Source organism: Microbacterium sp. Root53 (genome assembly GCF_001426925.1).
Lineage (GTDB): Bacteria > Actinomycetota > Actinomycetes > Actinomycetales > Microbacteriaceae > Microbacterium.
The window spans coordinates 118,052-142,769 of the sequence record NZ_LMFR01000020.1; the positions used below are offsets into that span (position 1 = coordinate 118,052).

Here is a 24,718-nt window from a genome sequence, read left to right on the forward strand (position 1 = left end):
GCGGCCGGCATGGGCAGTTGCGCCCGTGACATCCCCGTGACATTCACAGCCCCCGCTGGGTTAGACTCGGGGAACTGTGACTTCTGCCCAGAACCGCCCCACGACGACGCTTTCCCGACGCGACGCCCGTGCGCTGGCCACCCGGAGGCCCGCGCCCGCACGCGTCTCGTCGCCCGCGCCCGCACGGCTGAGCCGTCGCCGCGGCGTCCTGAACGTGTTCGCGGGGGTCGCCGCCTTCGGCTTCCTCGCCGCGTATCTCGTCCCCACGACGGCGGCGCTGGCGGAGGGTGCGCCGGTCTCGGCCTACGAGACCGCGACCGCAGATGCCCAGGCCTACGTGGCGTCGGCCGACTTCGCTCCCGCGGGCAGCCTGCAGTACGGCACGTACGCCGTGGAGCTGGCCGCGGACGAGAGCGGCAAGCCGCACCCCAAGGCCACCCTCGAGGTGTGGCAGGAGTACGCCGCCTCGATCGGCGTGGACGTCCCCGAGGGGGCCACGCGCGACGAGATCCGCGAGCTGGTCGCCGAGAAGGAGGCCGCCGACGCGGCGGCAGAGGCGGAGGCCGAGGAGGCAGCCGCGTCCCAGGCGCAGCCCGCCGCCGCGAGCGCCGGCACGACCTGGCAGACGCCCTTCTACACGGGCGGCGGCGCGCCGGCGGACTGGATGGCCGCCGCGGGCATCGCCCAGAGCGACTGGGGCTACGTCGACTACATCGTGTCGCGCGAGAGCGGCTGGAACCCCAACGCCACGAACCCGTACTCGGGCGCCTGCGGCCTCGTCCAGGCCCTGCCGTGCAGCAAGGTGCCCGGCGGCGGCTACGACCCGGTCGCGAACCTGACGTGGGCGAACGGCTACGCCGTGGGCCGCTACGGCAGCTGGGCCAACGCGTACGCGTTCTGGACCGCCAACCACTGGTGGTAGGTCCTGCGCCATGCCCCGCTCGAACCGCCGTCGCCGGGATGACCGCGACGACGACTCGCTCGATCGCCTGATCGCCGGCTGGCGCCGCACGGAGACCCGCCGCGGTCGCGAGTACTCGGTGCAGCCCGTGAGCGGGGCGCGATCCGAGAAGACCTACACGTGCCCGGGATGCGGCGGGGAGATCGGCCTCGGCGTCGCACACCTCGTGGTGTGGCGCGAGGACGGCGTGCTCGGGCCGCAGGCCGACCTGGCCGCGCGCCGGCACTGGCACACGCACTGCTGGAAGACGGCCTGAGGCCGCGGAAGGACGAACATGGAGATCCGTGGAGCCGTGACGCTTCCCGCACGCCGCGAGGACATCGAACTGCGCACGAGCGACGGGCTGACGCTCGTGGGCGAGCTCTCGCTGCCCGCCGATCGCGATCCCGTCGCGACGCTGGTGACGCTGCACCCCCTGCCGACCCACGGCGGATTCATGGACTCGCACATCATCCGCAAGGCCGCGGCGCGGTTGCCCGCGCTGGCCGACCTGGCGGTGCTGCGCTTCAACACGCGCGGCACGACGTCGCCGCGCGGCACGAGCGAGGGGTCCTTCGGCGACGGCGTCGCGGAGGAGACCGACGTGGCCGCAGCCATGGCGTTCGTCGCGGAGCGCGGCCTGCCGGACCCGTGGCTCCTGGGCTGGTCCTTCGGCACCGAGCTCGCCCTCAAGTACGGACGCCGCCACGACGTCCGGGGCGCCATCCTGCTCTCGCCGCCGCTGCACCGCGCGACGGACGACGACCTGCGCGCGTGGCGGGACGACCCGCGTCGCCTGGTCGCGCTCATCCCCGAGTTCGACGACTACCTGCGCCCCGCCGAGGCGGCCGAGCGCTTCTCCCTCATCCCGCATCTCGAGCTGATCCCCGTCGAGGAGGGCAAGCACCTCTGGGTCGGGGAGAAGCAGACGTTCCGCGTGCTGAGCGAGATCGTCCGGGTCGTCAACCCCGCCGCGCTCCCCCTGCCGAGTGAGTGGCCCTGATCACCGCTCGTTCATGCGCGGGATGACCACCTGGCGGTAGATGATCAGGACGCTCGCCGCGACCGGGATCGCGATCAGGGCGCCCAGGAGGCCGAGCAGCGCGCCGCCCGCCAGGGCCGCGACGACGACCACGCCACCGGGCACCGAGACCGCGCGGCTCATGATGCGCGGCGACAGCACGTACGCCTCGATCTGCATGTAGATCAGGTAGTAGATGCCGGCGATCAGCGCCGTCGTGGGGGAGCCCAGGCCCGGCAGAAGGCAGGCCAGCGTGATGATCGTCGAGCCGGTGAGCGTGCCCACCAGCGGGATCATCGACCCGAGGAAGGCCACGACCGCGAGCACGGCCGGGAACGGCGCCTGGATGATGTTGAGGAACACGATGCTGAGCACGCCGTTGATCAGCGCGAGGCTGACCTGGCCCATGACGTAGTAGCCGACGGAGTCGGTGATCTGGTCGCCGAGGGAGACGAACGTCGGGCGCTTCGAGGCGGGGGCGAGCTGGTAGATCGCGCGCTTGAGCGACGGCGTCGAGGCTGTGAAGTAGATCGTGAGGATCAGCACGATGAACGCGCCGAACAGGCCGTTCACGACGCCGAACGTGAGGCCCACGACGCTCTCGCTGATCGTGTCGATGTTGCCGAGCAGCCAGTCGTTGACGTTCTGGAAGATGTCGTCGATCTGCAGGGACGGGAACAGGCCGAGCAGCCAGACGCGGAGATCCTCGAGCAGCGTGCCTCGGTTCACGATCTGGGTGATCTGCTCGACGAGCTGTCCCCCCTGCGCGACCAGCACGGGGAGGATGATCAGCGCGATCCCCGTGAACAGGCCCAGCACCGCCACGAGCGTGATCAGCACGGCCGCCCAGCGCGGCAGGCGCCTGCGCTCGAGCCACGACACGACCGGGTCCAGGCCGAGCGCGATGAACAGCGCCGTGCCGACGTACAGCAGGATCGTCGACAGCGTCTGCACGCTCTGGAGGAGCAGGATTCCCAGTCCCACGCCGAGCGTGGCGACCAGGGCGACCCGGAACGGGTTGTGGATCTTCAAGCGTCCTCCTCGGGGCGTGTCCGTGAGGTCAGGATAGGGGGATGAGGGGACGTCGCCGTGCCGCGACCTGCTCCTGGGCGACACTCAGGACGGTTTCGCTAGTCTGATCTGATGTCCCGCCCGTACGGCAGGACACGAGCTCTGTCGCGTCGGGCGATCAGCCCGGTGCCGCGGACTCGTCGAGTGCCGAGACCCGCCGGCCCGAGCAGCGGGTCGTGTGAGGAGTCGGATTCGTGCGTTTCGTCTGGGCGGTCGTCGCCTTCGTGCTCGCAGCCGCGCTGATCGGCGCGGGGATCGCGCAGCGCACCGTGTTCCTGGGGCCCGACACCGCCACGGTGCGGATCGACACCCCGGAGGAGCAGCCGTACACCCTCATCGACGCCGAGGTGTTCCGCACCCATTCGGGCACGCAGACGCTCGAGGTCGCCGGGACGGAGCGGATCTACGCCGCGTACGGGCGCACGGCCGACATGGAGGCGTGGCTCTCCGACGCGCCGTACAACCACGTGACGCTGGATGACCAGGGCTCGGCCGTCACCGAGGTCGTCCAGCCCGACGGCGACGCGGAGTTCGAGGGCCGCAACCCCGAGGGCTCGGACCTGTGGCTCGAGGAGTACGTCGCGGAGGGCGAGCTCTCCACCCGCCTGCAGCTGCCCGACGGCGTGAGCGTGCTGATCGCGTCGGACGGCGCCGCTCCGGCCCCGGCGGACATCTCGATCGTCTGGCCGATCTCGAACGCGACGCCCTGGGCCGGACCGCTCATCGTCGCCGGCGGCCTGCTGCTGCTGCTCGGCGTGCTCCTGTGGATCCTGGGCATCCGTCACGTCCGACGCTCGCGCGGCCCGCGCCGCAAGGGCCCCGTGCTCCCGCCGACCGAGCCCATCGCGGTCGGGGCGGGGCGTCGTCGCGCGGCCGTGGCACCCGCGGAGCCGCGCAAGGAGCTCACCGAGGGCGGCGACGACACCGCGCCCGATGCCGACGCCGCAGGCGACGGCGACTCCGGGCCCCGTGACGACAAGGGCGCGGAGGGCCGCGCCAACCGCCGCGCGCTCCTGTCGCTGCCGGTGCTCGGCCTCACGGCCGCGCTCGTGACCGGCTGCTCGCCCGACGTGTGGCCGCAGGTCACGCCGACCCCGACGCCGTCGCCCAGCGCCACGGTCGTGACGCCCGAGAACCAGCAGGCTCCCGCGCTCACGGACGTGCAGGCCGCGCGCATCGTCGAGGACATCGCGGCCACGGTCGCCGAGGCGGACGAGAACCGCGACCTCGACCTCGCCGGCACCCGCCTGGACGGCGTCGCGCTCGCGATGCGCGAGGTGAACTACCGCATCCGCGAGGACGTCGAGGACCACCCCGCTCCGGCGGCGATCGCGGGCGAGAAGGTCAGCATCTTGCTGCCGCAGGCTTTCGACGAGTGGCCCCGCACGGCCATGCTGATCGTCGAGGGGGAGGACCCCGCGACCCCGCCGAACATCATGATGATCGCGCAGGCCGACCCGTGGTCGAACTACAAGGTCACGACGATCGCGAGCATGGAGGCCTCCGCGGAGGTCCCCGAGCTGCCGCCGTCGTGGCTCGGGTCGCCCGTCGTGCCGCCGGACTCGTCGTTCCTGTCGATCGCGCCGCAGGATCTCGCGGCGGCGTATGCCGACGTGCTGGGCCGCGGCGAGGAGAGCGAGTTCGCCTCGCTGTTCGACCTCGAGGCGGACACGTTCCGCGTCGCGGTCGAGGAGAAGCGCGCCCAGACGCTCGAGAGCTTCAACGAGACGGGCGCCGAGACGGGGTCGATCGAGTTCGGCCAGGAGCCCGGTGACAGCGATCCGGTCGCGCTGGCCACGCTCGGCAGCGGGGCGATCGTGGCCGTGACGGTCGACGAGATCGAGACGGTCAAGCCGACCGAGGACGACGCCGTCATCAAGCTCGAGGGCGACCGCGCCATCTCGACGCTGACGGGTGAGACGACCACGGGCACGGGCGTGCGCACGACGTACACCGACCAGCTCTTCTTCGCGGTTCCCGCACCGGGCTCGACCGAGAGGATCCGGCTGCTGGGCTACGCGTCGGGCCTGCGCGGTGCCGAGATCCTGGAGGAGGACGAGTGATCGCTCGTGCTCAGAGCAACCCTCGAGAGGTGACCGATGAGTGACGCCGCCGCATCGCCGCTGAGCGCCGCCGCCCTGCGCGGCGCCGTCGACCTGTCCGCACTGAAGAACCGGCCGGCCCCGGGCGCGCCCGGCGCCGGACAGCCGCCCGTGGGCGCCGCGGCCGGCGCGCCGTCGGTCGTCTTCGACGCCACCGAGCAGTCGTTCCAGGAAGTGCTCGAGCTCTCGCGCCGCGTCCCCGTGGTCGTGGCGCTGTGGTCGCCGCGCAGCGGCCCCGTCGACGCGGGGCTCGAGAACGCGGTGCGCGCGCAGGGCGGCCGTCTCGTGCTGGCCCGCGTGGACGTCGACGCCAATCCGCAGCTCCTTCAGGCGTTCCGCCCGCAGTCCATCCCGATGGCCGTGGCGATCGTCGCCGGCCAGCCCGTCCCGCTGTTCGCCGGCCCGGTGCCGGAGGATCAGCTCGCGCAGGTCTTCGCGCAGCTGCTCCAGCTCGCGGCGCAGAACGGCGTGACCGGCACGGTGCCGGTGGACGGCGCGGACGAGGCTCCGGCCGAGCCGCCCCTGCCGCCGCTGCACGCCGAGGCGTACGCCGCGATCGAGGTGGGCGACTACGACCGCGCGATCGCCGCGTACGAGAAGGCGCTCAAGGAGAATCCGCGCGACGAGGAGGCCCAGGCGGGCCTCGGCCAGGTGCGGCTGCTGTCGCGCGTGAAGGGCCTGGACCTGCAGGCCGCGCGCCAGGCCGCCGCGGCGGCGCCGACCGACGTGGAGGCCCAGCTGCGGGTCGCCGACCTCGACATCGCCGGTGGGCACGTGGACGACGCCTTCGACCGCCTGCTCGAGCTGTTCGCGGCGCTGCCGGCCGACGAGCGCGCTCCCGTGCGCGAGAGGCTCGTGGAGCTCTTCGGCGTGGTCGGCGCCGCCGACCCGCGCGTGGTCCGCGCGCGCGGACGGCTGACCTCGCTGCTGTTCTGACCCCGTCCGGATGACCGTCTACCTCGACCACGCCGCGACCACGCCGCTGCGCCCGGAGGCGCGCGACGCCTGGCTCGCGGCGGCCGAGACGGTCGGGAACGCCTCGTCCATCCACGGCGCGGGGCAGACCGCCCGCAGGCTGCTCGAGGACGCGCGCGACCGCCTGGCGGCCGCGCTGGACTGCCAGCCCATCGAGGTCGTGTTCACGTCGGGCGGCACCGAGTCGATCAACCTCGCGCTCAAGGGCCTGTGGTGGGCCCGCCCGGCGGGTCGGGACGCGATCGCGCTGCCCGACGGCGAGCACCACGCCACGCTCGACGCCGTCGCATGGCTGAGCGAGCACGAGGACGCCCGCGTGGTCCCCGTGCCGCTCGACGGCGCGGCGCGCATCCTGCCCGAGCGTTTCGCGGCGGCGCTCGACGACCGCACGGCGCTGGCCACCGCGCTCGTGGCCAGCAACGAGGCCGGCACGGTGAACGACGCCCCGGGTCTTGCGGCCATCGCCGCCGAGCGCGGCGTGCCGCTCCATGTCGACGCCGTCGCCGCCTTCGGGCATGTGCCGGTGACGTTCCGCGGCTGGCGCGGCGACGCGCGGGGCGCCGCAGGGCTCGTGGCCCTCAGCGTCTCGGGCCACAAGGTCGGCGCTCCGGTGGGGACAGGCGCCCTGGTCGTCTCCCGGGAGGCCTCCCTCACCGCCCTGCAGCACGGCGGCGGGCAGCAGCGTGCGCTGCGCGCGGGGACGCAGGACGTCGCGGGCGCCACGGCACTCGCGGTCGCGGCCGAGCTCGCCGGGCGCGAGCGCGAGGCCGAGGCCGCCCGGCTCGGCGCCCTGCGCGATGAGCTCATCGCGCGCGTGCGCCGCGACATCCCCGAGGCCGTGCTGCTCGGCGATCCGGTCGACCGGCTGCCGGGCAGCGTCCACCTGCACCTGCCCGGCGCGCCGGGGGAGTCGCTGCTCTACCTGCTCGACCGCGAGGGCATCGCCGTGTCGACGGGCTCGGCCTGCCAGGCCGGGGTGCCGGAGCCGTCGCACGTGGTGCTCGCGATGGGGCGCGACGAGCGCGCCGCCCGCGAGGTCCTCCGCATCACGCTCGGCCGGACGACCACCTCGGCCGACGTCGACGCGATCGCCGCGGCCCTGCCGGAGGCCTACCGGCGCGCCGCGCGCCGCTGAGCGGCCGCGTCGCGGTTCCGGATCCCGGATGGGCGGTGCCTGCCGTGCTGGTGGGGTCCCATCCGCCCCATCCGTCGCATCGGTCCGGCTTTCGGCACCGGGCGGCCGCTGACAGGCTGGGCTGGCCGTTTGCAGGCTCAGGAGCCTCACGGGGCGACGTGCGTCACATCCAGCCTGTGAGGGACCGCGTCCGGTGGTCGTAACGGAGCCCGGCCCCCGCCCAGCGACCGGTTCGTACACTTGACGGATGCGGATCCTGGCGGCGATGAGCGGCGGCGTGGACTCCGCCGTCGCGGCCGCGCGGGCCGTCGAGGCGGGGCACGACGTGGTCGGCGTGCACCTCGCGCTGTCGCGCGCGGGCGGCACGCTGCGCACCGGCAGCCGCGGCTGCTGCACGATCGAGGACGCCATGGACGCCCGCCGCGTCGCCGACCGCCTGGGCATCCCGTTCTACGTGTGGGACTTCTCCGAGCGCTTCCGCGACGACGTGATCGACGACTTCGTGGCCGAGTACCAGGCCGGTCGCACGCCGAACCCCTGCATGCGCTGCAACGAGCGGATCAAGTTCGCCGCGCTGCTGGAGCGCGCGCTCGAGCTCGGCTTCGACGCCGTCTGCACGGGCCATTACGCGATCCTGCGCGAGGGCGAGCGCGGCCTCGAGCTGCACCGCTCGAGCGAGGAGGCCAAGGACCAGTCGTACGTGCTCGGCGTGCTCACGGCGGAGCAGCTCGCGCACACGTACTTCCCGCTCGGCGACACGCCCTCGAAGGCGCTCGTCCGCGCGGAGGCCGAGGCGCGCGGGCTCGCGGTCGCCGCCAAGCCCGACAGCTACGACATCTGCTTCATCCCCGACGGGGACACGCGCGGCTGGCTCGCCGAGAAGGTGGGCACGGCCCCGGGCGAGATCGTGGACCGCAGCGGCGCGGTCGTGGGGAGCCACGACGGCGCGCACGCCTTCACGGTCGGCCAGCGCAAGGGCCTGCGCCTGGGCGTTCCGGCGCCGGACGGCAAGCCGCGCTTCGTGCTCGAGGTCCGCCCCGTCTCCAACACCGTCGTGGTCGGCCCCAAGGAGGCGCTCGCGATCGGCGAGCTCGCCGGCAGCCGCTACACGTGGGCCGGGGCCGCCCCGGAGGACGCCGCGACGGCGTTCCCATGCGACGTGCAGGTCCGCGCCCACGCCGACCCGGTGCCCGCGACGGCCGTGGTGCGCGACGACGAGCTCGTCGTCACGCCGCAGGACCCGCTGCACGGCGTCGCCCCGGGCCAGACCGCGGTGCTCTACGACGGCACGCGCGTGATCGGCCAGTGCACGATCGACCGCACGGTGTCGGCCGCGCCCGTCCCGGCCTAGCTCCGGGCCCCGGCGCGGCGCAAGCGGCGGAGGAACGTCGGACCCCGTTCATAGACTGGGCAGGTGGCTGACGGCGAGATCGACCTTCCCGAACTGACCCTCGACGAGGCGCGCGCCGAGGCGCGCGAGCTGACCGACCGCATCCTCGAGGCGAAGGACGCCTACTACGGCCGCGACGTCTCGCTGGTCGACGACGCGACCTACGACGGGTGGATGCGGCGGCTCGAGCAGCTCGAGCGCGCGCACCCCGAGCTGCAGGGTCAGGACTCGCCGACGCAGATGGTGGGGGCGGCCGAGGGCACCGCGCTCGCGACGATCGAGCACGCCGAGCGGATGATGAGTCTCGACAACGTGTTCACGGTCGACGAGCTGCGCGACTGGTGCGCCAAGACGCAGGATGCCGCGGGCCGCCAGGTCGCGTGGCTGACCGAGCTCAAGATCGACGGCCTGGCGATCAGCCTGCGCTACGAGAACGGCGTGCTCACGTCGGCTGCCACCCGCGGCGACGGCCGGGTGGGAGAGCTCGTCACGGAGAACGCCCTGCGCCTAGCGGACATCCCCGAGCGCCTGGCGGGCGAGGGCCACCCGGCGATCGTCGAGGTCCGCGGCGAGGTCTTCATCCCGGTCGCCGCCTTCGAGCGGCTCAACGCGCTGCAGGCGGAGCTGCGCGACCGCGCGGTCGCCGAGGCGCGCGAGCGCTTCGGCGCGCGCCGCGCGGCGGCCGGCGAGTTCGACGAGGAGCGTGCCCGCACGGCGGCCGCGCGCCGGTTCCCCGCCTTCGCCAACCCCCGCAACGCCGCGAGCGGCGGCCTGCGGCAGCAGCTCGACAAGAAGCAGGGCCTCGACCTCGAGGCCGCCCTCGCGCGCGTCGGATCGCTGCGCCTGTACGTGCACGGCATCGGCGCGTGGCCGGACCCGCCCGTGGCCGCGCAGAGCGAGGTCTACGCGCTGCTGAAGGACTGGGGCCTGCCGATCAGCCCGCACCCAGCCGTGTGCCACGGCATCGACGAGGTGCTCGCCTTCGTGGAGCGCTACCGCGAGCAGCGGCACGCGATCGAGCACGAGCTCGACGGCATCGTCGTGAAGGTCGACGAGCTCGCGCTTCACGACGAGCTGGGCGCCACCAGTCGTGCGCCGCGCTGGGCGATCGCGTTCAAGTACCCGCCCGAGGAGGTGCACACGCGTCTGCTGGACATCGTGGTGTCGGTGGGGCGCACGGGCCGTGCCACGCCATACGCCGTCATGGAGCCCGCCCACGTCGCCGGGTCCGTCGTGCGTCAGGCCACGCTCCACAATCAGGACGTCGTCAAGGCCAAGGGCGTGCTGATCGGCGACACGGTCGTCCTCCGCAAGGCGGGCGACGTCATCCCGGAGGTGCTCGGACCCGTCGTCGAGAAGCGCGACGGCACGGAGCGCGCGTTCGTGATGCCCGCGGAGTGCCCCGAGTGCGGCACGCCGCTGCGGCCCATGAAGGAGGGCGACATCGACCTCCGCTGCCCGAACGCGAAGGACTGCCCCGCGCAGGTGCGGGGCCGCGTCGAGCACATCGGGTCCCGCGGCGCGCTCGACATCGAGGCGCTGGGCGAGGTCACGGCGGCCGCGCTGACCCAGCCGGACGCGCCGGCCGACCCTCCGCTCCACACCGAGGCCGCGCTGTTCGAGCTGACGCTGGATCAGCTCGTCCCGATCGAGGTGGTCGTCCGCGACGCCGAGACCGGCGAGAAGCGCGTCGACGAGAAGACCGGCGAGTACGTGCGCCGAGCCCCGTTCCGGCGCAATCCGACGGCGGCCGAGCGCAAGCAGGGGATCGAGGGGCCGCAGCCGTCGGCGCAGGCGCTCAAGCTCCTCGAGGAGCTCGAGAAGGCGAAGACGAAGGAGCTCTGGCGCCTGCTCGTGTCGCTGAACATCCGCCACGTCGGCCCGGTCGCTGCGCGCGCCCTGGCGGCGTGGTTCGGCTCGCTGGACGCCGTCATGGCCGCGGGCCGCGATGAGCTCGCCGCGGTCGAGGGAGTGGGCCCCACCATCGCCGACTCGCTGACCGAGTGGTTCGCGGTCGACTGGCATCGCGAGATCGTGGAGCGCTGGCGCGCGGCCGGCGTGCGGTTCGAGACCCCCGGCCACCCCGGGCCGGGCGCCGCGACCGCCGCCGGGGGCGTGCTCGAGGGGCTGACGATCGTCGCGACCGGATCGCTCGAGGGGTACACGCGCGAGGGCGCGCAGGAGGCGATCCTCAAGGCGGGAGGCAAGGCCGCGTCCAGCGTGAGCAAGAAGACCGACTTCGTGGCCGCCGGGCCCGGTGCCGGATCCAAGCTCGCGAAGGCCGAGCAGCTCGGCGTGCGGATCATCGACGCGGCCCAGTTCCACCTCCTCGTCACGGAAGGCCCGGGAGCGCTCCCATCCTGACTACGCTCGAGGTATGCAGCAGCGCACTCTCGGACGCACCGGACGCGACGTCTCCGTTATCGGCCTCGGCACCTGGCAGCTCGGGGCGGACTGGGGAGACGTCGACGAGGCCGACGCCCTCGCCGTGCTGGACGCGGCGCACGAGGCGGGGGTCACGTTCTTCGACACCGCGGACGTGTACGGCGACGGCCGCAGCGAGCAGCTGATCGGCCGCTGGCTGCGGAGCAACCCGGGCTCGGACGTGGTCGTCGCGACCAAGATGATCCGCCGCGCCGAGCGCCCCGACCTCGCTCACGCGACGCTCGAGAACTTCCGGGCCTGGACCGACCGGTCGCGCCGCAACCTCGGCGTCGACACGCTCGACCTGGTGCAGCTGCACTGCCCCGCGAGCGAGGTGTACGAGGCCGACCGCGTCTTCGACGACCTGGATGCTCTCGTGGCGGACGGCGCGATCGCGGCATACGGCGTGAGCGTCGAGACCGTCGCCGAGGCGCTCCGGGCGATCGAGCGCCCCGGAGTCGCGAGCGTGCAGATCATCCTGAACGCCTTCCGCCGCAAGCCGCTCGACGCCGCCCTGCCCGCCGCCGTCGAGGCCGGCGTCGGCATCATCGCCCGCGTCCCGCTCGCGAGCGGCCTGCTGAGCGGCCGGTACACGCGCGAGACCACGTTCGCGGCCGACGACCACCGCACCTACAACCGGCATGGCGAGGCGTTCGACGTGGGCGAGACGTTCTCGGGCGTCGACTACGAGACGGGCGTCGACGCCGCGGCGCGGTTCGCGGGCCTCGCCCGGGAGGCCGGGCTCGAGCCGGCGACGGCGGCCCTCGCATGGGTCGCCCAGCAGCCCGGCGTGACCACGGTGATCCCGGGGGCGCGGAACCCGGACCAGGCCCGGGCGAACGCCGCGGCGGGCGAGGTCGGGCCCCTTCCCGAGGCGTTCCTCGACGGCGTGCGCGACCTCTACGACGAGGCCATCCGCCCGCTGGTGCACGACCGCTGGTAGCCCGGGCCGGGGGAGCGGCCGAGTGGCGCGACGTGCTCGCGGTCGCCTAAGGTAGGCGGCCGTGCCCGGGAACCGCCGGGCGCTCGAGGAGGAGCACCACCCATGTCCCCACACACCTGGCTGATCATCGCCCTGGTCATCTACTTCGGCGCCATGATCGGCATCGGCGTCTACGCCGCCACCAAGACCAAGGACCACGAGGACTACATGCTCGGCGGCCGCAACCTGCCGCCGGCCGTCGCGGCGCTGAGCGCCGGAGCATCCGACATGTCCGGCTGGCTCGTGATGGGTCTGCCCGGCGCCATCTACGCCGCCGGCCTGATCGAGGCGTGGATCGCGATCGGACTGACCGTCGGCGCCTACCTGAACTGGAAGTTCGTGGCGCCGCGTCTGCGGGCCTACACCGAGGTCGCGAAGAACTCGATCACGATCCCGAGCTTCTTCGAGAACCGCCTGCGCGACCGCACGCGCCTGCTGCGCATCGTCTCGGCCGTGATCATCCTCGTGTTCTTCACGCTGTACATCTCGAGCGGCATGGTCGCGGGCGGCGTGTTCTTCGAGAGCTCGTTCGGCGGCGACTACACCGTCGGCATGCTGCTCGTCGGCGGCGTGACGCTCGCCTACACGCTGTTCGGCGGCTTCCTCGGAGCGTCGTTCACCGACTTCGTGCAGGGCCTCATGATCCTCGCCGCCGTGCTCATCGTCCCGGTCATCGCCGTCGTCGCGGTCGGTGGCGTCGGCGAGTTCGGCGCGGCGATCGACCCCGCCCACGTGTCGATGCTGGGCGGCGAGGCGCTCACCGGCGCCGCCGCGATCGGCATCGTATCGTCGCTCGCGTGGGGCCTCGGCTACTTCGGTCAGCCGCACATCATCGTGCGCTTCATGGCGCTGCGCAGCGCGGCCGAGGCCAAGACGGCCCGCCGGATCGGCATGGCGTGGATGATCCTGTCCCTCGCGGGCGCGGTCGCCGCGGGCTTCGTGGGGATCGTGTTCTTCCGCGAGACCGGGGCCGAGCTCGCCAACCCCGAGACGGTCATCCTGGTCATGGCCCAGGCGCTCATGCACCCGCTGGTGGCGGGCCTCGTGCTGTCGGCCGTCCTCGCGGCGATCATGTCGACCATCTCGAGCCAGCTCATCGTCACGTCGTCGGCCCTGGTCGAGGACATCTACCGCGTGGTGGCGAAGCGCACGCCCTCGCAGCGGACGCTCGTCGTCCTCGGGCGCGCGTGCGTGCTCGTGGTCTCGATCGTCGCGGTCCTGCTCGCCCTGAACCCCGAGAGCACGATCCTCGACCTGGTCGGCTTCGCCTGGGCGGGCTTCGGCGCCGCGTTCGGCCCGATCATCCTGCTGTCGCTGTTCTGGCGACGCCTGACGGCCTCGGGCGCGCTGGCCGGCATGGTCGTCGGCGCGGTCGTGGTGTTCACGTGGCCGCTGCTCGGCACGGGCCTCTACGAGATCGTGCCCGGATTCGCACTCAACCTGCTCGTGGCGGTCGCCGTGAGCCTCGCGACCGCGAAGCACGACGAGGACATCCAGGACGAGTTCACCCGCACGGGCGCGATCGTCACGCAGCGTCCGGTCGCCGAGCCGACGCGCTGACCGTCGAGACGAGGACGCGCCCCGGGACGAGGTCCCGGGGCGCGTCGCCGTCTGAGCTCAGTCGCGGCCGTGGCGCGGCTTGCGCGCCGGGCGGTCGTCGCGCGCCGGCCGGCGGTCGCCGTCGCGCGGAGCACGGCGGGCACCGGGTCCGCGGTCGGGCTTGATCTCGATCAGGCGGCCCGAGATGCGGGTGTCGCGCAGCTTCTCGAGCACGCGGCGGTCGAGGTTCGCGGGCAGTTCGACGATCGAGAAGTCGGGGCGGATGTTGATGGCCCCGAAGTCGTCGCGGCCGAGGCCGCCCTCGTTCGCGAGCGCGCCGACGATCTGCCGCGGCTCCACCTTGTGCCGGCGGCCGACCTCGATGCGGTACGCCTCGTAGTCGCCGCGCCCGCGGCGCGCGGGCCGCTCGTCGCGCCCCGCGCGATCCGCCCCGCCGCGCTCGCGCTTCGGCCGGTTGTCCGCCGCCACCGCCGCGGCGAGCGCGTCGTCCTCGGCCTCGATCAGCAGCGGCTTGTCGCCCTGCGCGACGATCGCGAGCGCGGCCGCGACGTCCGCCTCGGGCACGTCGTGGTTCCGGACGTAGTGGGCGATCACGTCGCGGTACGTGTCCAGCCGCTCGGTGTCCTGCAGCGCCGCGGTGATCGCGTCGTCGAACCGGGCCAGGCGCGTGGTGTTCACGTCCTCCGCGGTCGGCAGCTGCATCTGGGTGGGCTGCTGGCGCGTGGCCTTCTCGATGTGGCCGAGCAGGTAGCGCTCGCGCGGCGTGATGAAGCTGATGGCGTCGCCCGTGCGCCCCGCGCGCCCGGTGCGGCCGATCCGGTGCACGTACGACTCGGTGTCGGTCGGGATGTCGAAGTTCACGACGTGGCTGATGCGCTCGACGTCGAGACCGCGCGCGGCGACGTCGGTCGCGACCAGGATGTCGAGCTTGGCCTCCTTGAGCTGGTTCACCGTGCGCTCGCGCAGGTTCTGCGGGATGTCGCCGTTGATCGCGGCCGCGGAGTAGCCGCGTGCGCGCAGCTTCTCGGCGAGCGTCTCGGTCTCGTTCTTCGTCCGGACGAACACGATCATGCCGTCGAAGTTCTCGACCTCGAGGATGCGCGTGAGCGCGTCCACCTTCTGCGCGTACGAGACGACCAGGTAGCGCTGCGTGATGTTCGCGTTCGTGGCCGTCTTCGACTTGACCGAGATCTCCTCGGGGTCGCGCAGGTACTGCTGGGCGATCCGGCGGATCTGCGGGGGCATGGTCGCCGAGAACAGGGCGACCTGCTTGTCCTCCGGCGTCTGCGACAGGATCTGCTCGACGTCCTCCGCGAAGCCCATCTTGAGCATCTCGTCCGCCTCGTCGAGCACGAGGTAGTCGAGCTCGGAGAGGTCGAGCGTGCCCTTCGCGAGGTGGTCCATCACACGGCCGGGCGTTCCGACCACGATGTGCACGCCGCGTCGCAGCGCCGACAGCTGCACGCCGTAGCCCTGACCGCCGTACACGGGCAGCAGGTGCACGCCCTTCATGCGCGTCGCGTACGCCTCGAAGGCCTCGGCGACCTGCAGCGCCAGCTCGCGGGTGGGCGCGAGGACCAGGGCCTGCGGCGTCTTGCGGGACACGTCGAGGCGCTCGAGGATCGGCAGCGCGAACGCGGCGGTCTTGCCCGTGCCGGTCTGCGCCATGCCGACCACGTCGCGGCCGGCGAGCAGAGTCGGGATCGTGGCGCGCTGGATGGGAGAGGGCGTCTCGTAGCCCAGGTCGCGGATCGCGGCCAGCACGGGGCCGGTGATGCCGAGGTCGTCGAAGCCCGGGAGGACGTCGGTGCTGTCAGGGGTCGCGCTCTCGGGCGAGGCGGCGTCGTCAGGGGTCACGTCGCCACGGTATCGGCTGCCGGTTGTGAATCAACCGGTCAGCTCGACACGAGCGCCTGGAGCCGCTCGCGCACGCGGCGCCGCAGGACCTTCCCGATCATCGACTTCGGCAGCTCGTCCACGACGAAGATGCGGCGGGGCACCTTGTACGGGGTGAGGATGCCGCGTGCGAACGCGCGCACGGCCTCGACGTCGAGCTCGGCCCCGGGCTCGACAACCACGGCCGCCACGACCTCCTCGCCGCTGTGCGCGCTCGCAAGTCCCACCACCGCGGCGTCCAGGACATCCGGGTGCTGCCGCAGGGCGCTCTCGACCTCGGTGGGGGCGACGTTGAAGCCGCCCGTGATGATGAGCTCCTTGATCCGGTCGACGATGCGCACGAATCCGGTCTCGTCGATCGTCACGATGTCCCCGGTGCGGAACCAGCCGTCGACGAACACCGCCTCGGTCTCCTCGGGCTTTCCGTAGTAGCCGCCGAACACCTGCGGGCCGCGCACCAGCAGCTCGCCGGGCGCGCCCGGCTCGACGTCGCGCGTCGGCTCGTCGGGGTCCACGACGCGGCACTCCGTCCCGGGGAGGGGCAGGCCGATGGTGCCGGCGACCCGGTTCGCGGCGACGGGGTTGGCCATCAGGACGGGGGAGCACTCGCTGAGGCCGTAGCCCTCGACGAGGAACCCGCCGGTCTCCGCCTCGAACGGCTCGACCAGCGCGGGGGAGAGCGCCATGGCCCCCGAGATCGCGATCTCGATGCCCGCGAGCGACACGCCCCGCCCCTTCGCGCGCGCCAGCAGTCGCTCCGCGATGGGCGGCACGAGGGGCAGGAAGGTCGCGGGGTGCTTCTTGACGACGTCGAGCACCATGTCGGGATCGAACTTGGGGAACAGCACGAGGCGCGCCCCCATCGACATCGCGAACGTGAGGCACAGGGTGAGGCCGTAGGCGTGGAACATCGGCAGCACGGCGTACACGACCACGCCGTCGCCGCGCCGGATGGTCGGCACCCAGGCCCGCGACTGGGCGGCGTTCGCGAGCAGGTTGCGGTGCGTGAGCGCCGCGCCCTTCGGCGTGCCGGTGGTGCCGGACGTGTACTGGATGATCGCGAGGTCGTCGGCCGCGGGCCCCGGGTGGGCGGCGGGAAGCGGCGCGGAGGAGAGCAGCTCCTCCCAGCGGATCGCGCCGCGCACCTTCTCGGTGAGCTGCGCCCGCGCCTCGCGCGCCTTCGCGATCGGCAGGCGCAGGGCGGCGCGCGTGGCGAGCGGCATGGCGCGCGTCACGTCGACCGAGATCAGCGTGTCGACAGCGAGGTCTGCGGGGAACTCCTGCACGGTGCGCGCGACCTTGCTCCACACGATGGCGTGCTTGGCGCCGTGGTCCTCGAACTGCTTGCGCATCTCGCGGGGCGTGTAGAGCGGGTTGTGCTCCACGACGACCGCGCCGAGGCGCAGCACCGCGTAGAACGCGACGATGTGCTGCGGGCAGTTGGGGAGGATGATCGCGACCGGATCGCCCTTGCGCACGCCGCGGGCGTGCAGGCCCGCAGCCGCGCGCTCGATCGCGTCGGCGAGTTGCGCGTAGCTCGTGGTGCGGCCGAAGAACTGCAGCGCGGGCGCATCCGGGAACTCCCGCGCGGACGTGGCGACGATGTCGACGAGCGAGCCCTCGATCGGGCCCAGATCGGCCGGGACGCCCTCCGCGTACGAGGTGATCCAGGGGCGAGGGGGATCGTATTCGGTCACCCGCCCAGCCTAGACAGCGCCCGCCCCGGCGATCGGCGGCGACCGGATGGGCGCCGGGGACGAACCGACCGTTCACCGCCCGGCGCGCGGCGGTTCACCCGGTCGCGACGCGGCTTTCACCGCCCCGGACGAACGTGGCCCGATACGGCCGCCCCGCTCGCCGGGCGGCTCGACGGAGGGACGGGATCGACGTGTCATCACGATCCGCGGCGCCGCTGGCCTGGGTGGAGTCGCCGCTGCGTTCGACCTCGGCGCCTCGCGGCTGGACGCGCTCGCCGACCGCGGCGCGCGCGTGGAACGCCACCGCTTCGAGTGGACCCGGCGCAGCGCGCCGCCGTGCGACATCCGCGGCCGCGTGATCCTCGGCGGCGCCCTGCCGGTCGACGGCCGGATGCCGCTGGCGGCCTACCTGGACTGGGTCGCGGTGGCGGCGGGGAGCGAGGGCGCCGTGTACCTGCCCCACCGGCGCGAGACCGCGCGCCAGCGCGACGCCGTCGCGCGCATCCCGGGCGTCGAGGTGCGGGTGACCGGGCTGCCGCTCGAGATCACGCTGGCGGGGGCGGCCGACGTCGACGTGCTCACGCTGTCGTCGAGCGCCCAGACGACGCTGCCGCTCGTGCTGGGGGAGCGCGCCGCGATCCGCTCTGCGGCCGATGGCCGGGCGGGGGAGCCCGCGTGACCGGCTGCGTCGCTGTCATCCCCGCGCGGGGCGGGTCCAAGGGCGTCCCCGGCGAGAACCTGCGCCGGGTGGGCGGAGTGCCGCTCGTGGTGCGGGCCGTGCGGGCCGCGCGCGCGGCCCACGGCATCGACCTGGTCGTGGTCTCGACCGACGACGACGAGATCGCCCGCGTCGCGGCCGGCGCCGGCGCCCGCATCGTGCGACGCCCCGCCGAGATCTCGGGCGACACCGCCGCGAGCGAGTCGGCGCTGGTTCACGCGCTGGACGAGCTGGCCGCCGACGGGCTGCACCCGCGGGTGCTGGCGTTCCTGCAGGCGACGTCGCCCTTCATCGACGTCGACGCGCTCGGCGAGGCGGTCGGCCGGGTGCTCGCCGGAGAGGCCGACAGCGTGTTCGCGGCCGTGCCGAGCCATGCGTTCCTGCGGCAGCGCACGGCGGAGGGCGTCACCGGAGTCGGGCACGACATGAGCAGCCGGCCGCGGCGGCAGGACCGGGACCCGCAGCACCGCGAGACCGGCGCGTTCTACGTGATGGACACCGCCGGCTTCACCGCCGCACGCCACCGCTTCTTCGGCCGCGTCGACGTGGCCGAGGTGCCCGAGCTGACCGCGATCGAGATCGACACCGCGGACGACCTCGCCGCGGCGAGCGCGCTGGCCGGGCTGCACGCCGGAGCACATGCGCGACGTGCCGCGTGAGACGCCGTAGGGCACGATGACGTACCTCGAGTTCGACCGCGACGCGTACATCGAGATCGGCGACCACGCGACGCTGCGCGGCCTGGACTGGTTCGCCTCGCCGTGGGACGTGCCGTCGGTGGAGTTCCTCGAGGACCTCCGGGTGGTCGCGCACAAGGTCGCGTCGGCGTGCCTCACCGACATCGAGTTGCTCGACGCCCTGCGCGGGACCGGCAAGCCGATCATCCTGTCGACGGGCATATCGACGATGGAGCAGATCGACGCCGCCGTGGAGCGCCTCGGCACGGACCGTCTCGTGCTGATGCACGCCACCTCGACCTACCCCATGGAGCCGGAGGAGGCGAACCTGCGGATGCTGGGCGCCCTCCGCGACCGCTTCCCCCTCGTACCTGAAGTGGGGCGCGGCGCTGCTGCAGCGGGCACCGCGCGAGTGGGAGCGCGAGCTGGCCGTGGTCGAGGGTGCGCTCGTGGTCAGCGAGGCCCAGCAGCGCGCCGCGCTCCATGGCACGGACTTCGCGGGGCGCGACGTGCCGCGCGTCCCCCTCGCGCGCGTCACGGAGGCGGTGCGCGGCGCGCACGCCGTGGTGGCGGCGGCGCACGGACCCATGGCAAGGCTGATGCTGCAGGCGGCCGCGGCCGCCGAGCCGCGGCCGGTGCTCGTGACCGGGCTGCCGGGCATCTCGATCCCCGCGACCCGGCTGGCGCTGGACCGCCGCCACCAGGCCGACCTCATGATCCTGCACTCCCGTCGCGAGGTGCGGGAGTTCGGCCGGCTGGCGGCCGCCAACGGCTGGGATCATCGCCTGGCGCTCAGCTCGCTGCCGTTCCTCTCGCGGGAGCCGGCGACCGGACGGGGCACCGATCTGGTCTTCGCGGCCCAGGCGCTCGTGCCGCGCGAGCGGTGGCATCGCGAGGCGGTCGCGCGCGCGCTCGTGCGCGCGGCCCGCGCGGATCCGTCGCGGCGCGTGGTGCTCACGCTGCGCGGCACGGCCGGCGAGCGGCAGACGCACCACGAGGATCTGCCGTACACCGAGCTGCTCGACAGGCTCGGGAACGTGCCCCCGAACCTGGTGACGTCGACCGCCCCCATGGGCCGCGCGCTCGAGACGGCGGAGGGCATCGAGACCGTGAGCTCGACCGCCGCCGTCGAGGTCGTCGCGCGCGGCGTGCCGGTGCTGGCGCTCGACATGTTCGGCGTGAGCGACGAGCTGATCAACACGGTCTTCGCAGGCAGCGGACTCCTGGGCGGCGCGGACGACCTCGTCGCGCGGCGGTTCCGCCACCCCGATCCCGGCTGGCTCGCGGACAACTCCTTCCATCCGTCGGAGGACGACGACTGGACCGCGGTCGTGGCCGAGCTGGTGGGCCGGCGGCGCGCCGGCGAGCTGCCGCCCCGCGAACCCCTGCCGCGCCGCGGCGGCCCGCTGCGCGAGGCATGGCACCGCAAGCGCGTCCTGGGGCCGTACGACCGCAGCGTCGCGGGCGCGGCCGCGCTCGCGCTCGGGCACCCGGCGCGGGCGGCCGTGATCGGCGCCCACCGCCTCCGTCGGGCGTGGGGCGCGGGGCGCGCCGACTAGACTCGGGGGGTGTCTGAAATCACCCCCGATCTCGTGCGCCATCTCGGTGTGCTCGCCCGGATCCAGCTGAGCGACGAGGAGGTGAGCCGCCTGACCGGCGAGCTCGACGCGATCGTCGACAACATCGCCAAGGTCTCGCAGGTGGCCACCCCGGACGTCCCCGCGACGAGCCACCCGATCCCGATGCAGAACGTCTTCCGCCCCGACGAGGTCGCCGAGACGCTGACCACGGCGCAGGCGCTGCAGAACGCGCCGGACGCCGACGGCTCGCGCTTCCGCGTGACCGCGATCCTGGGGGAGGAGCAGTGAGCGACGTGATCCGCCTGAGCGCCGCCGACCTCGCGGCCAAGCTGGCCGCGCGCGAGGTCTCGAGCGTCGAGGCCACCCAGGCCCACCTCGACCGCATCGCCGCCGTGGACGGCGACGTCAACGCGTTCCTGCACGTGTCGACGCGCGCGCTCGACGTCGCCGCCGACGTCGACCGCCGCCGGGCCGCGCGCGAGGAGCTCGGCCCGCTCGCGGGCGTGCCGCTCGCGATCAAGGACGTGCTCGTCACGACCGACATGCCGTCGACCTCGGGCTCGAAGATCCTCGAGGGCTACATGTCGCCGTTCGACGCGACCGTCGTCGCCCGCTCCCGCGCGGCCGACCTCGTGCCGCTCGGCAAGACCAACATGGACGAGTTCGCGATGGGCTCGTCGACCGAGCACTCCGCGTACGGTCCGACGCGCAACCCGTGGGACCTGGAGCGCATCCCGGGCGGCTCCGGCGGTGGCTCGGCCGCCGCGGTGGCCGCGTTCGAGGCGCCGCTCGCCCTCGGCTCCGACACCGGCGGCTCGATCCGCCAGCCCGCGCACGTGACCGGCACGGTGGGCGTCAAGCCGACCTACGGCGGCGTCAGCCGCTACGGCGCGATCGCCCTCGCCTCGAGCCTGGACCAGGTCGGCCCCGTGACGCGCACCGTCCTGGACGCCGGCCTGCTTCACGACGTGATCGGCGGCCACGACATCCACGACGCCACCTCCATCCCGGACGCGTGGCCGTCGTTCGCCGACGCCGCCCGCGAGGGCGCTCGGGGCGACGTGCTCAAGGGCCTGCGGATCGGCGTCGTGAAGGAACTTCCGGACAGCGGCTTCCAGGCCGGCGTCGCCGCGTCGTTCCACCAGGCGCTCGCGAAGATGGAGGCGCAGGGCGCCGAGATCGTCGAGATCAGCGCGCCGCACTTCGAGTACGCGGTCGCCGCGTACTACCTGATCCTGCCCGCCGAGGCGTCGAGCAACCTGGCGAAGTTCGACTCGGTGCGCTTCGGTCTGCGGCTGGACGTGCCGGGCGGCACGGTCGAGGACGTCATGTCCGCCACGCGCGACGCGGGCTTCGGCCCCGAGGTCAAGCGCCGGATCATCCTCGGCACGTACGCGCTGTCCGCCGGCTACTACGACGCCTACTACGGCAGCGCCCAGAAGGTGCGCACCCTCATCCAGCGCGACTTCGACCAGGCGTTCGCCGACGTCGATGTGATCGCGACGCCGACGGCGCCCACCACGGCCTTCAAGCTCGGCGAGAAGGTCGACGACCCGCTGTCGATGTACCTCAACGACCTGACGACCATCCCCGCCAACCTCGCGGGAGTGCCCGGCATCTCGGTGCCGACGGGTCTCGCGGAGGAGGACGGCCTGCCGGTCGGCATCCAGTTCCTCGCGCCCGCGCGCGAGGACGCGCGCCTCTACCGCGTCGGGGCGGCGCTCGAGGCGATGCTGGTGGACGAGTGGGGCGGGCTGCTGCTCGATCGTGCGCCCGAGTTGAAGGGAGCGGCCCGTTGATGGCGACCGCGAAGCTGATGGACTTCGACAAGGCGCTTGAGCTGTTCGAGCCCGTGATCGGGCTCGAGGTGCACGTCGAGCTCAACACCAGGACCAAGATGTTCTCGCCCGCGGCCAACCCCGCGCACGCCGACAACCACGACGCCGAGCCCAACACTCTCGTGGCGCCCGTGGACCTCGGCCTGCCGGGATCGCTGCCCACGGTGAACGCGGAGGCCATCCGGTCCTCGATCAGCCTGGGTCTCGCGCTCGGGTGCTCGATCGCGCCCTCGAGCCGCTTCGCCCGGAAGAACTACTTCTACCCGGACCTCGGCAAGAACTACCAGATCAGCCAGTACGACGAGCCGATCGCGTTCGAGGGCCAGGTCGAGGTCGAGCTCTCCGACGGCGAGATCGTGGTCGTGCCGATCGAGCGCGCGCACATGGAGGAGGACGCGGGTAAGCTGACGCACGTCGGCGGCGCCACCGGCCGCATCCAGGGCGCCGAGTACTCGCTCGTCGACTACAACCGCGCCGGCGTGCCGCTGGTCGAGATCGTCACCAAGCCGATCTTCGGCGCCGAGCACCGTGCGCCCGAGCTCGCCAAGGCCTATCTCGCGACGATCCGCGACATCGCGATCGCGCTCGGGATCTCCGAGGCGCGGATGGAGCGCGGCAACATCCGCTGCGACGCCAACGTGTCGCTGCGCCCGCGTGGCGAGCAGAAGCTCGGCACCCGCACCGAGACGAAGAACGTCAACTCGATGCGCTCCGTGGAGCGCGCGGTCCGCTACGAGATCCAGCGCCAGGCGGCGATCCTCGCCGACGGCGGCGCGATCACCCAGGAGACCCGCCACTGGCACGAGGACACCGGCACGACGTCGCCGGGCCGCCCGAAGTCCGACGCCGACGACTACCGCTACTTCCCCGAGCCGGACCTGCTCCCGGTCGAGCCGACGCCGGCGCTGATCGAGGAGCTGCGGGCCGCGCTGCCCGAGCCGCCCGCGGCACGCCGCCGTCGCCTGAAGGGCGACTGGGGCTTCACGGACCTCGAGTTCCAGGACGTCGTGAACGGCGGGCTGCTCGCCGAGGTCGAGGCCACGGTCGCCGCCGGCGCGGCGCCGCAGGCCGCGCGCAAGTGGTGGACGGGCGAGATCACGCGCGTCGCCAACGCGCAGGGGCGCGAGCCGGCCGACCTGGTGTCGCCCGAGCACGTCGCGCAGCTGCAGGGCCTGGTCGACGCGGGGACGCTCACCGACAAGCTCGCGCGCCAGGTGCTCGAGGGCGTCATCGCGGGCGAGGGATCGCCGCAGGAGGTCGTCGACGCCCGCGGGCTCGCGGTCGTGTCGGACGACGGCGCGCTGATCGCCGCGATCGACGAGGCGCTCGCCTCGCAGCCTGACGTGCTCGCCAAGATCCGCGACGGCAAGGTGCAGGCCGCCGGCGCCGTGATCGGCGCGGTCATGAAGGCCATGAAGGGCCAGGCGGACGCCGCGCGCGTGCGCGAACTCGTCCTGGAGCGCGCCGCCGAGGCGTGATCATGCTCCGTCCCGACCGAGGCCGGTCGGCGTGGCTCGCGGCCACGCTGATCGGCCTCATCGCCGTGTCCGCGGCCCCCGCACCGGCCGACGCGGTGGCCACGACCTCGCTCGCGTCCACGGTGGAGCCGGCGCCCGCCTCGCGAGAGGAGATCGCGGCCGCGGTGGCGGAGCTCATCGTCGACGCCATGAGCGCCGAGGAGCGCGCGTCGGCCGTCGTGATGGGGCACGTGGGCGGCACGGACGCGGGCGCGCTGGCGCGCTACGTCGACGACCGCGATCTCGGCGGGTTCATCCTGATGGGGTCGAACGTGCCGAAGGACCCTCGGGGCCTCGCACGGCTGACGGACGGGATCGACGGCGAGGACGGCGCGCTGCCCCCGCTCGTCGCCGTGGACCAGGAGGGCGGCGTCGTGTCGCGCCTGGCGTGGGACGACGGACCCGCGGGCGCCGAGCTGGCGCGCCGCTCGCCCGAGTCCACCCGCGAGGCGTTCGACGCGCGCGGCGCGCTGCTCGAGGCCGCCGGCATCAGCGTGAACTTCGGGATCGTCGCCGACGTCGGGACCGCCACCAGCGGGTTCATCCGCCCGCGCACCCTCGGCGGCGACGCCGACGCCGCGTCCGAGCGCGTGGCCGCCGCGGTCGCGGGCGAGCGGCAGCACGCGTTCTCCACGCTCAAGCACTTCCCGGGCCACGGCGCGGCGCCGGGCGACTCGCACAGCGTGATCCCCGAGACGAACATGACGCTCGAGGAGTGGCGGGCCGAGCACGCGCCGCCGTTCGCGTCGGGCATCGAGGCGGGTGCGGAGCTCGTGATGACGGGTCATCTCCGCTTCACCGCCGTGGACGACGTGCCCGCCTCGGTGTCGCCGGAGTGGTACCGGATCCTCCGCGACGACCTCGGCTTCGAGGGCGTGGCGGTCACGGACGACCTGGGGATGCTCCTCGCCTCGGGCGAGGAGCGATACGCCGACCCGGTGGACAGCGCGGTCGACGCGATCGCGGCCGGCGCCGACCTGGTGCTCATGGTGGCCGGCTCGAACGCGCGCACGGCGGGGGACATGGCCGACGGCATCGGCGCGGCCGTCCGCGACGGTGACATCCCGGAGGACCGGCTGCGCGAGGCCGCGACCCGCGTCGTGACCCTGCGGGTTCTCGCGTCGGGCCTGCTGGACGGCCCGGAGTTCGACCCGGCCGGCTGAGCGCGGATGTCCCCGCCCGCGGGGAGAATGGA

The 24,718-nt window shown here is 73.4% G+C and carries 20 protein-coding genes and 1 pseudogene; 18 read left to right on the forward strand and 3 right to left on the reverse strand.

The genetic code is table 11. The annotated features are described in order from the left end of the window. Positions 1-76: 76 nt before the first annotated feature. From ASD19_RS14805 to ASD19_RS08605, 3 genes are read left to right on the forward strand one after another with little or no spacing between them, the layout of a single operon-like run. A complete protein-coding gene (locus ASD19_RS14805) occupies positions 77-922 on the forward strand; it encodes a lytic transglycosylase domain-containing protein (protein WP_230667912.1) in 846 nt (281 codons plus the stop codon). Positions 923-932: 10 nt separating this feature from the next. After that, on the forward strand, positions 933-1,217 hold the full coding sequence (locus tag ASD19_RS08600; protein WP_055991217.1) for a hypothetical protein: 285 nt from the start codon (positions 933-935) through the stop codon (positions 1,215-1,217). A gap of 18 nt (positions 1,218-1,235) precedes the next feature. Continuing rightward, a complete protein-coding gene (locus ASD19_RS08605; RefSeq protein WP_055991220.1) occupies positions 1,236-1,943 on the forward strand; it encodes an alpha/beta hydrolase in 708 nt (235 codons plus the stop codon). Here the strand turns inward: ASD19_RS08605 and ASD19_RS08610 are convergent, their stop codons facing one another. Continuing rightward, on the reverse strand, positions 1,944-2,993 hold the full coding sequence (locus ASD19_RS08610; protein WP_055991223.1) for an AI-2E family transporter: 1,050 nt from the start codon (positions 2,991-2,993) through the stop codon (positions 1,944-1,946). It lies immediately after the preceding gene. Positions 2,994-3,226: 233 nt separating this feature from the next. Between ASD19_RS08610 and ASD19_RS08615 the strand changes: the two genes are divergently transcribed. From ASD19_RS08615 to putP, 7 genes are all read left to right on the forward strand, one after another. Next, positions 3,227-5,095, forward strand: coding sequence for a hypothetical protein (locus ASD19_RS08615; RefSeq protein WP_055991226.1), 1,869 nt, complete (start codon positions 3,227-3,229; stop codon positions 5,093-5,095). A 36-nt stretch (positions 5,096-5,131) separates the two neighbouring features. Then, positions 5,132-6,070 carry a tetratricopeptide repeat protein gene (locus ASD19_RS08620; protein ID WP_055991229.1) on the forward strand — a complete coding sequence of 313 codons (939 nt, stop codon included), beginning with the start codon at positions 5,132-5,134 and terminating at the stop codon, positions 6,068-6,070. A 10-nt stretch (positions 6,071-6,080) separates the two neighbouring features. Continuing rightward, on the forward strand, positions 6,081-7,244 hold the full coding sequence (locus tag ASD19_RS08625; protein ID WP_055991230.1) for a cysteine desulfurase family protein: 1,164 nt from the start codon (positions 6,081-6,083) through the stop codon (positions 7,242-7,244). Between the two features lie 247 nt (positions 7,245-7,491). Continuing rightward, positions 7,492-8,595 (forward strand): tRNA 2-thiouridine(34) synthase MnmA, encoded by a 1,104-nt coding sequence (mnmA, locus tag ASD19_RS08630; RefSeq protein ID WP_082543100.1) that lies wholly within the window; start codon positions 7,492-7,494, stop codon positions 8,593-8,595. A gap of 63 nt (positions 8,596-8,658) precedes the next feature. After that, a complete protein-coding gene (gene ligA, locus ASD19_RS08635; protein WP_055991233.1) occupies positions 8,659-10,998 on the forward strand; it encodes an NAD-dependent DNA ligase LigA in 2,340 nt (779 codons plus the stop codon). 13 nt (positions 10,999-11,011) lie between these two features. Further along, positions 11,012-12,001: an aldo/keto reductase gene (locus ASD19_RS08640; protein WP_055991236.1), complete on the forward strand. Its 990-nt coding sequence runs from the start codon at positions 11,012-11,014 to the stop codon at positions 11,999-12,001. Between the two features lie 102 nt (positions 12,002-12,103). Then, entirely contained in the window at positions 12,104-13,600 is a 1,497-nt protein-coding gene (gene putP, locus ASD19_RS08645; RefSeq protein ID WP_055991239.1) for a sodium/proline symporter PutP, read from the forward strand. A gap of 57 nt (positions 13,601-13,657) precedes the next feature. Here the strand turns inward: putP and ASD19_RS08650 are convergent, their stop codons facing one another. Further along, on the reverse strand, positions 13,658-15,457 hold the full coding sequence (locus ASD19_RS08650; RefSeq protein WP_055991242.1) for a DEAD/DEAH box helicase: 1,800 nt from the start codon (positions 15,455-15,457) through the stop codon (positions 13,658-13,660). Between the two features lie 38 nt (positions 15,458-15,495). Then, positions 15,496-17,193: a long-chain-fatty-acid--CoA ligase gene (locus tag ASD19_RS08655; RefSeq protein WP_055991245.1), complete on the reverse strand. Its 1,698-nt coding sequence runs from the start codon at positions 17,191-17,193 to the stop codon at positions 15,496-15,498. 292 nt (positions 17,194-17,485) lie between these two features. Between ASD19_RS08655 and ASD19_RS14360 the strand changes: the two genes are divergently transcribed. The 8 genes and pseudogenes from ASD19_RS14360 to ASD19_RS08690 all read left to right on the forward strand — a co-directional run bounded on the left by ASD19_RS14360 (position 17,486) and on the right by ASD19_RS08690 (position 24,686). Further along, positions 17,486-17,872, forward strand: coding sequence for a hypothetical protein (locus ASD19_RS14360; RefSeq protein WP_156377158.1), 387 nt, complete (start codon positions 17,486-17,488; stop codon positions 17,870-17,872). Between the two features lie 68 nt (positions 17,873-17,940). After that, positions 17,941-18,570, forward strand: a complete 630-nt coding sequence (locus tag ASD19_RS08665; RefSeq protein WP_235563013.1) for a cytidylyltransferase domain-containing protein — start codon at positions 17,941-17,943, stop codon at positions 18,568-18,570. Continuing rightward, a pseudogene (locus tag ASD19_RS14365) lies at positions 18,539-18,961 on the forward strand (N-acetylneuraminate synthase family protein); the annotation flags it as partial. The gene ASD19_RS08665 and the pseudogene ASD19_RS14365, both read left to right, overlap by 32 nt. A gap of 19 nt (positions 18,962-18,980) precedes the next feature. Beyond that, complete coding sequence (locus ASD19_RS08670; protein ID WP_327040586.1) at positions 18,981-20,147, forward strand: DUF6716 putative glycosyltransferase; 1,167 nt, start codon at positions 18,981-18,983, stop codon at positions 20,145-20,147. Between the two features lie 9 nt (positions 20,148-20,156). After that, positions 20,157-20,456, forward strand: a complete 300-nt coding sequence (gatC, locus tag ASD19_RS08675) for an Asp-tRNA(Asn)/Glu-tRNA(Gln) amidotransferase subunit GatC (protein WP_055991257.1) — start codon at positions 20,157-20,159, stop codon at positions 20,454-20,456. After that, positions 20,453-21,967 (forward strand): Asp-tRNA(Asn)/Glu-tRNA(Gln) amidotransferase subunit GatA, encoded by a 1,515-nt coding sequence (gene gatA, locus ASD19_RS08680; protein WP_055991260.1) that lies wholly within the window; start codon positions 20,453-20,455, stop codon positions 21,965-21,967. Before gatC ends, gatA begins: the two co-directional genes overlap by 4 nt. Further along, positions 21,967-23,484 carry an Asp-tRNA(Asn)/Glu-tRNA(Gln) amidotransferase subunit GatB gene (gene gatB, locus ASD19_RS08685; RefSeq protein WP_055991263.1) on the forward strand — a complete coding sequence of 506 codons (1,518 nt, stop codon included), beginning with the start codon at positions 21,967-21,969 and terminating at the stop codon, positions 23,482-23,484. The genes gatA and gatB overlap by 1 nt, the downstream gene beginning before the upstream one ends. Positions 23,485-23,486: 2 nt before the next feature. Further along, positions 23,487-24,686: a glycoside hydrolase family 3 N-terminal domain-containing protein gene (locus ASD19_RS08690; protein WP_055991266.1), complete on the forward strand. Its 1,200-nt coding sequence runs from the start codon at positions 23,487-23,489 to the stop codon at positions 24,684-24,686. Positions 24,687-24,718 lie beyond the last annotated feature (32 nt).

What these genes read in the sequence shown, in the direction of transcription:
- ASD19_RS08600 (WP_055991217.1), top strand. Translation starts at nt 933, where the DNA reads ATGCCCCGCTCGAACCGCCGTCGCCGGGATGACCGCGACGACGACTCG.
- mnmA (WP_082543100.1), top strand. Translation starts at nt 7,492, where the DNA reads ATGCGGATCCTGGCGGCGATGAGCGGCGGCGTGGACTCCGCCGTCGCG.
- gatB (WP_055991263.1), top strand. Translation starts at nt 21,967, where the DNA reads ATGGCGACCGCGAAGCTGATGGACTTCGACAAGGCGCTTGAGCTGTTC.
- ASD19_RS08640 (WP_055991236.1), top strand. Translation starts at nt 11,012, where the DNA reads ATGCAGCAGCGCACTCTCGGACGCACCGGACGCGACGTCTCCGTTATC.
- putP (WP_055991239.1), top strand. Translation starts at nt 12,104, where the DNA reads ATGTCCCCACACACCTGGCTGATCATCGCCCTGGTCATCTACTTCGGC.
- ASD19_RS08620 (WP_055991229.1), top strand. Translation starts at nt 5,132, where the DNA reads ATGAGTGACGCCGCCGCATCGCCGCTGAGCGCCGCCGCCCTGCGCGGC.
- ASD19_RS08690 (WP_055991266.1), top strand. Translation starts at nt 23,487, where the DNA reads ATGCTCCGTCCCGACCGAGGCCGGTCGGCGTGGCTCGCGGCCACGCTG.
- ASD19_RS08605 (WP_055991220.1), top strand. Translation starts at nt 1,236, where the DNA reads ATGGAGATCCGTGGAGCCGTGACGCTTCCCGCACGCCGCGAGGACATC.
- ASD19_RS08625 (WP_055991230.1), top strand. Translation starts at nt 6,081, where the DNA reads ATGACCGTCTACCTCGACCACGCCGCGACCACGCCGCTGCGCCCGGAG.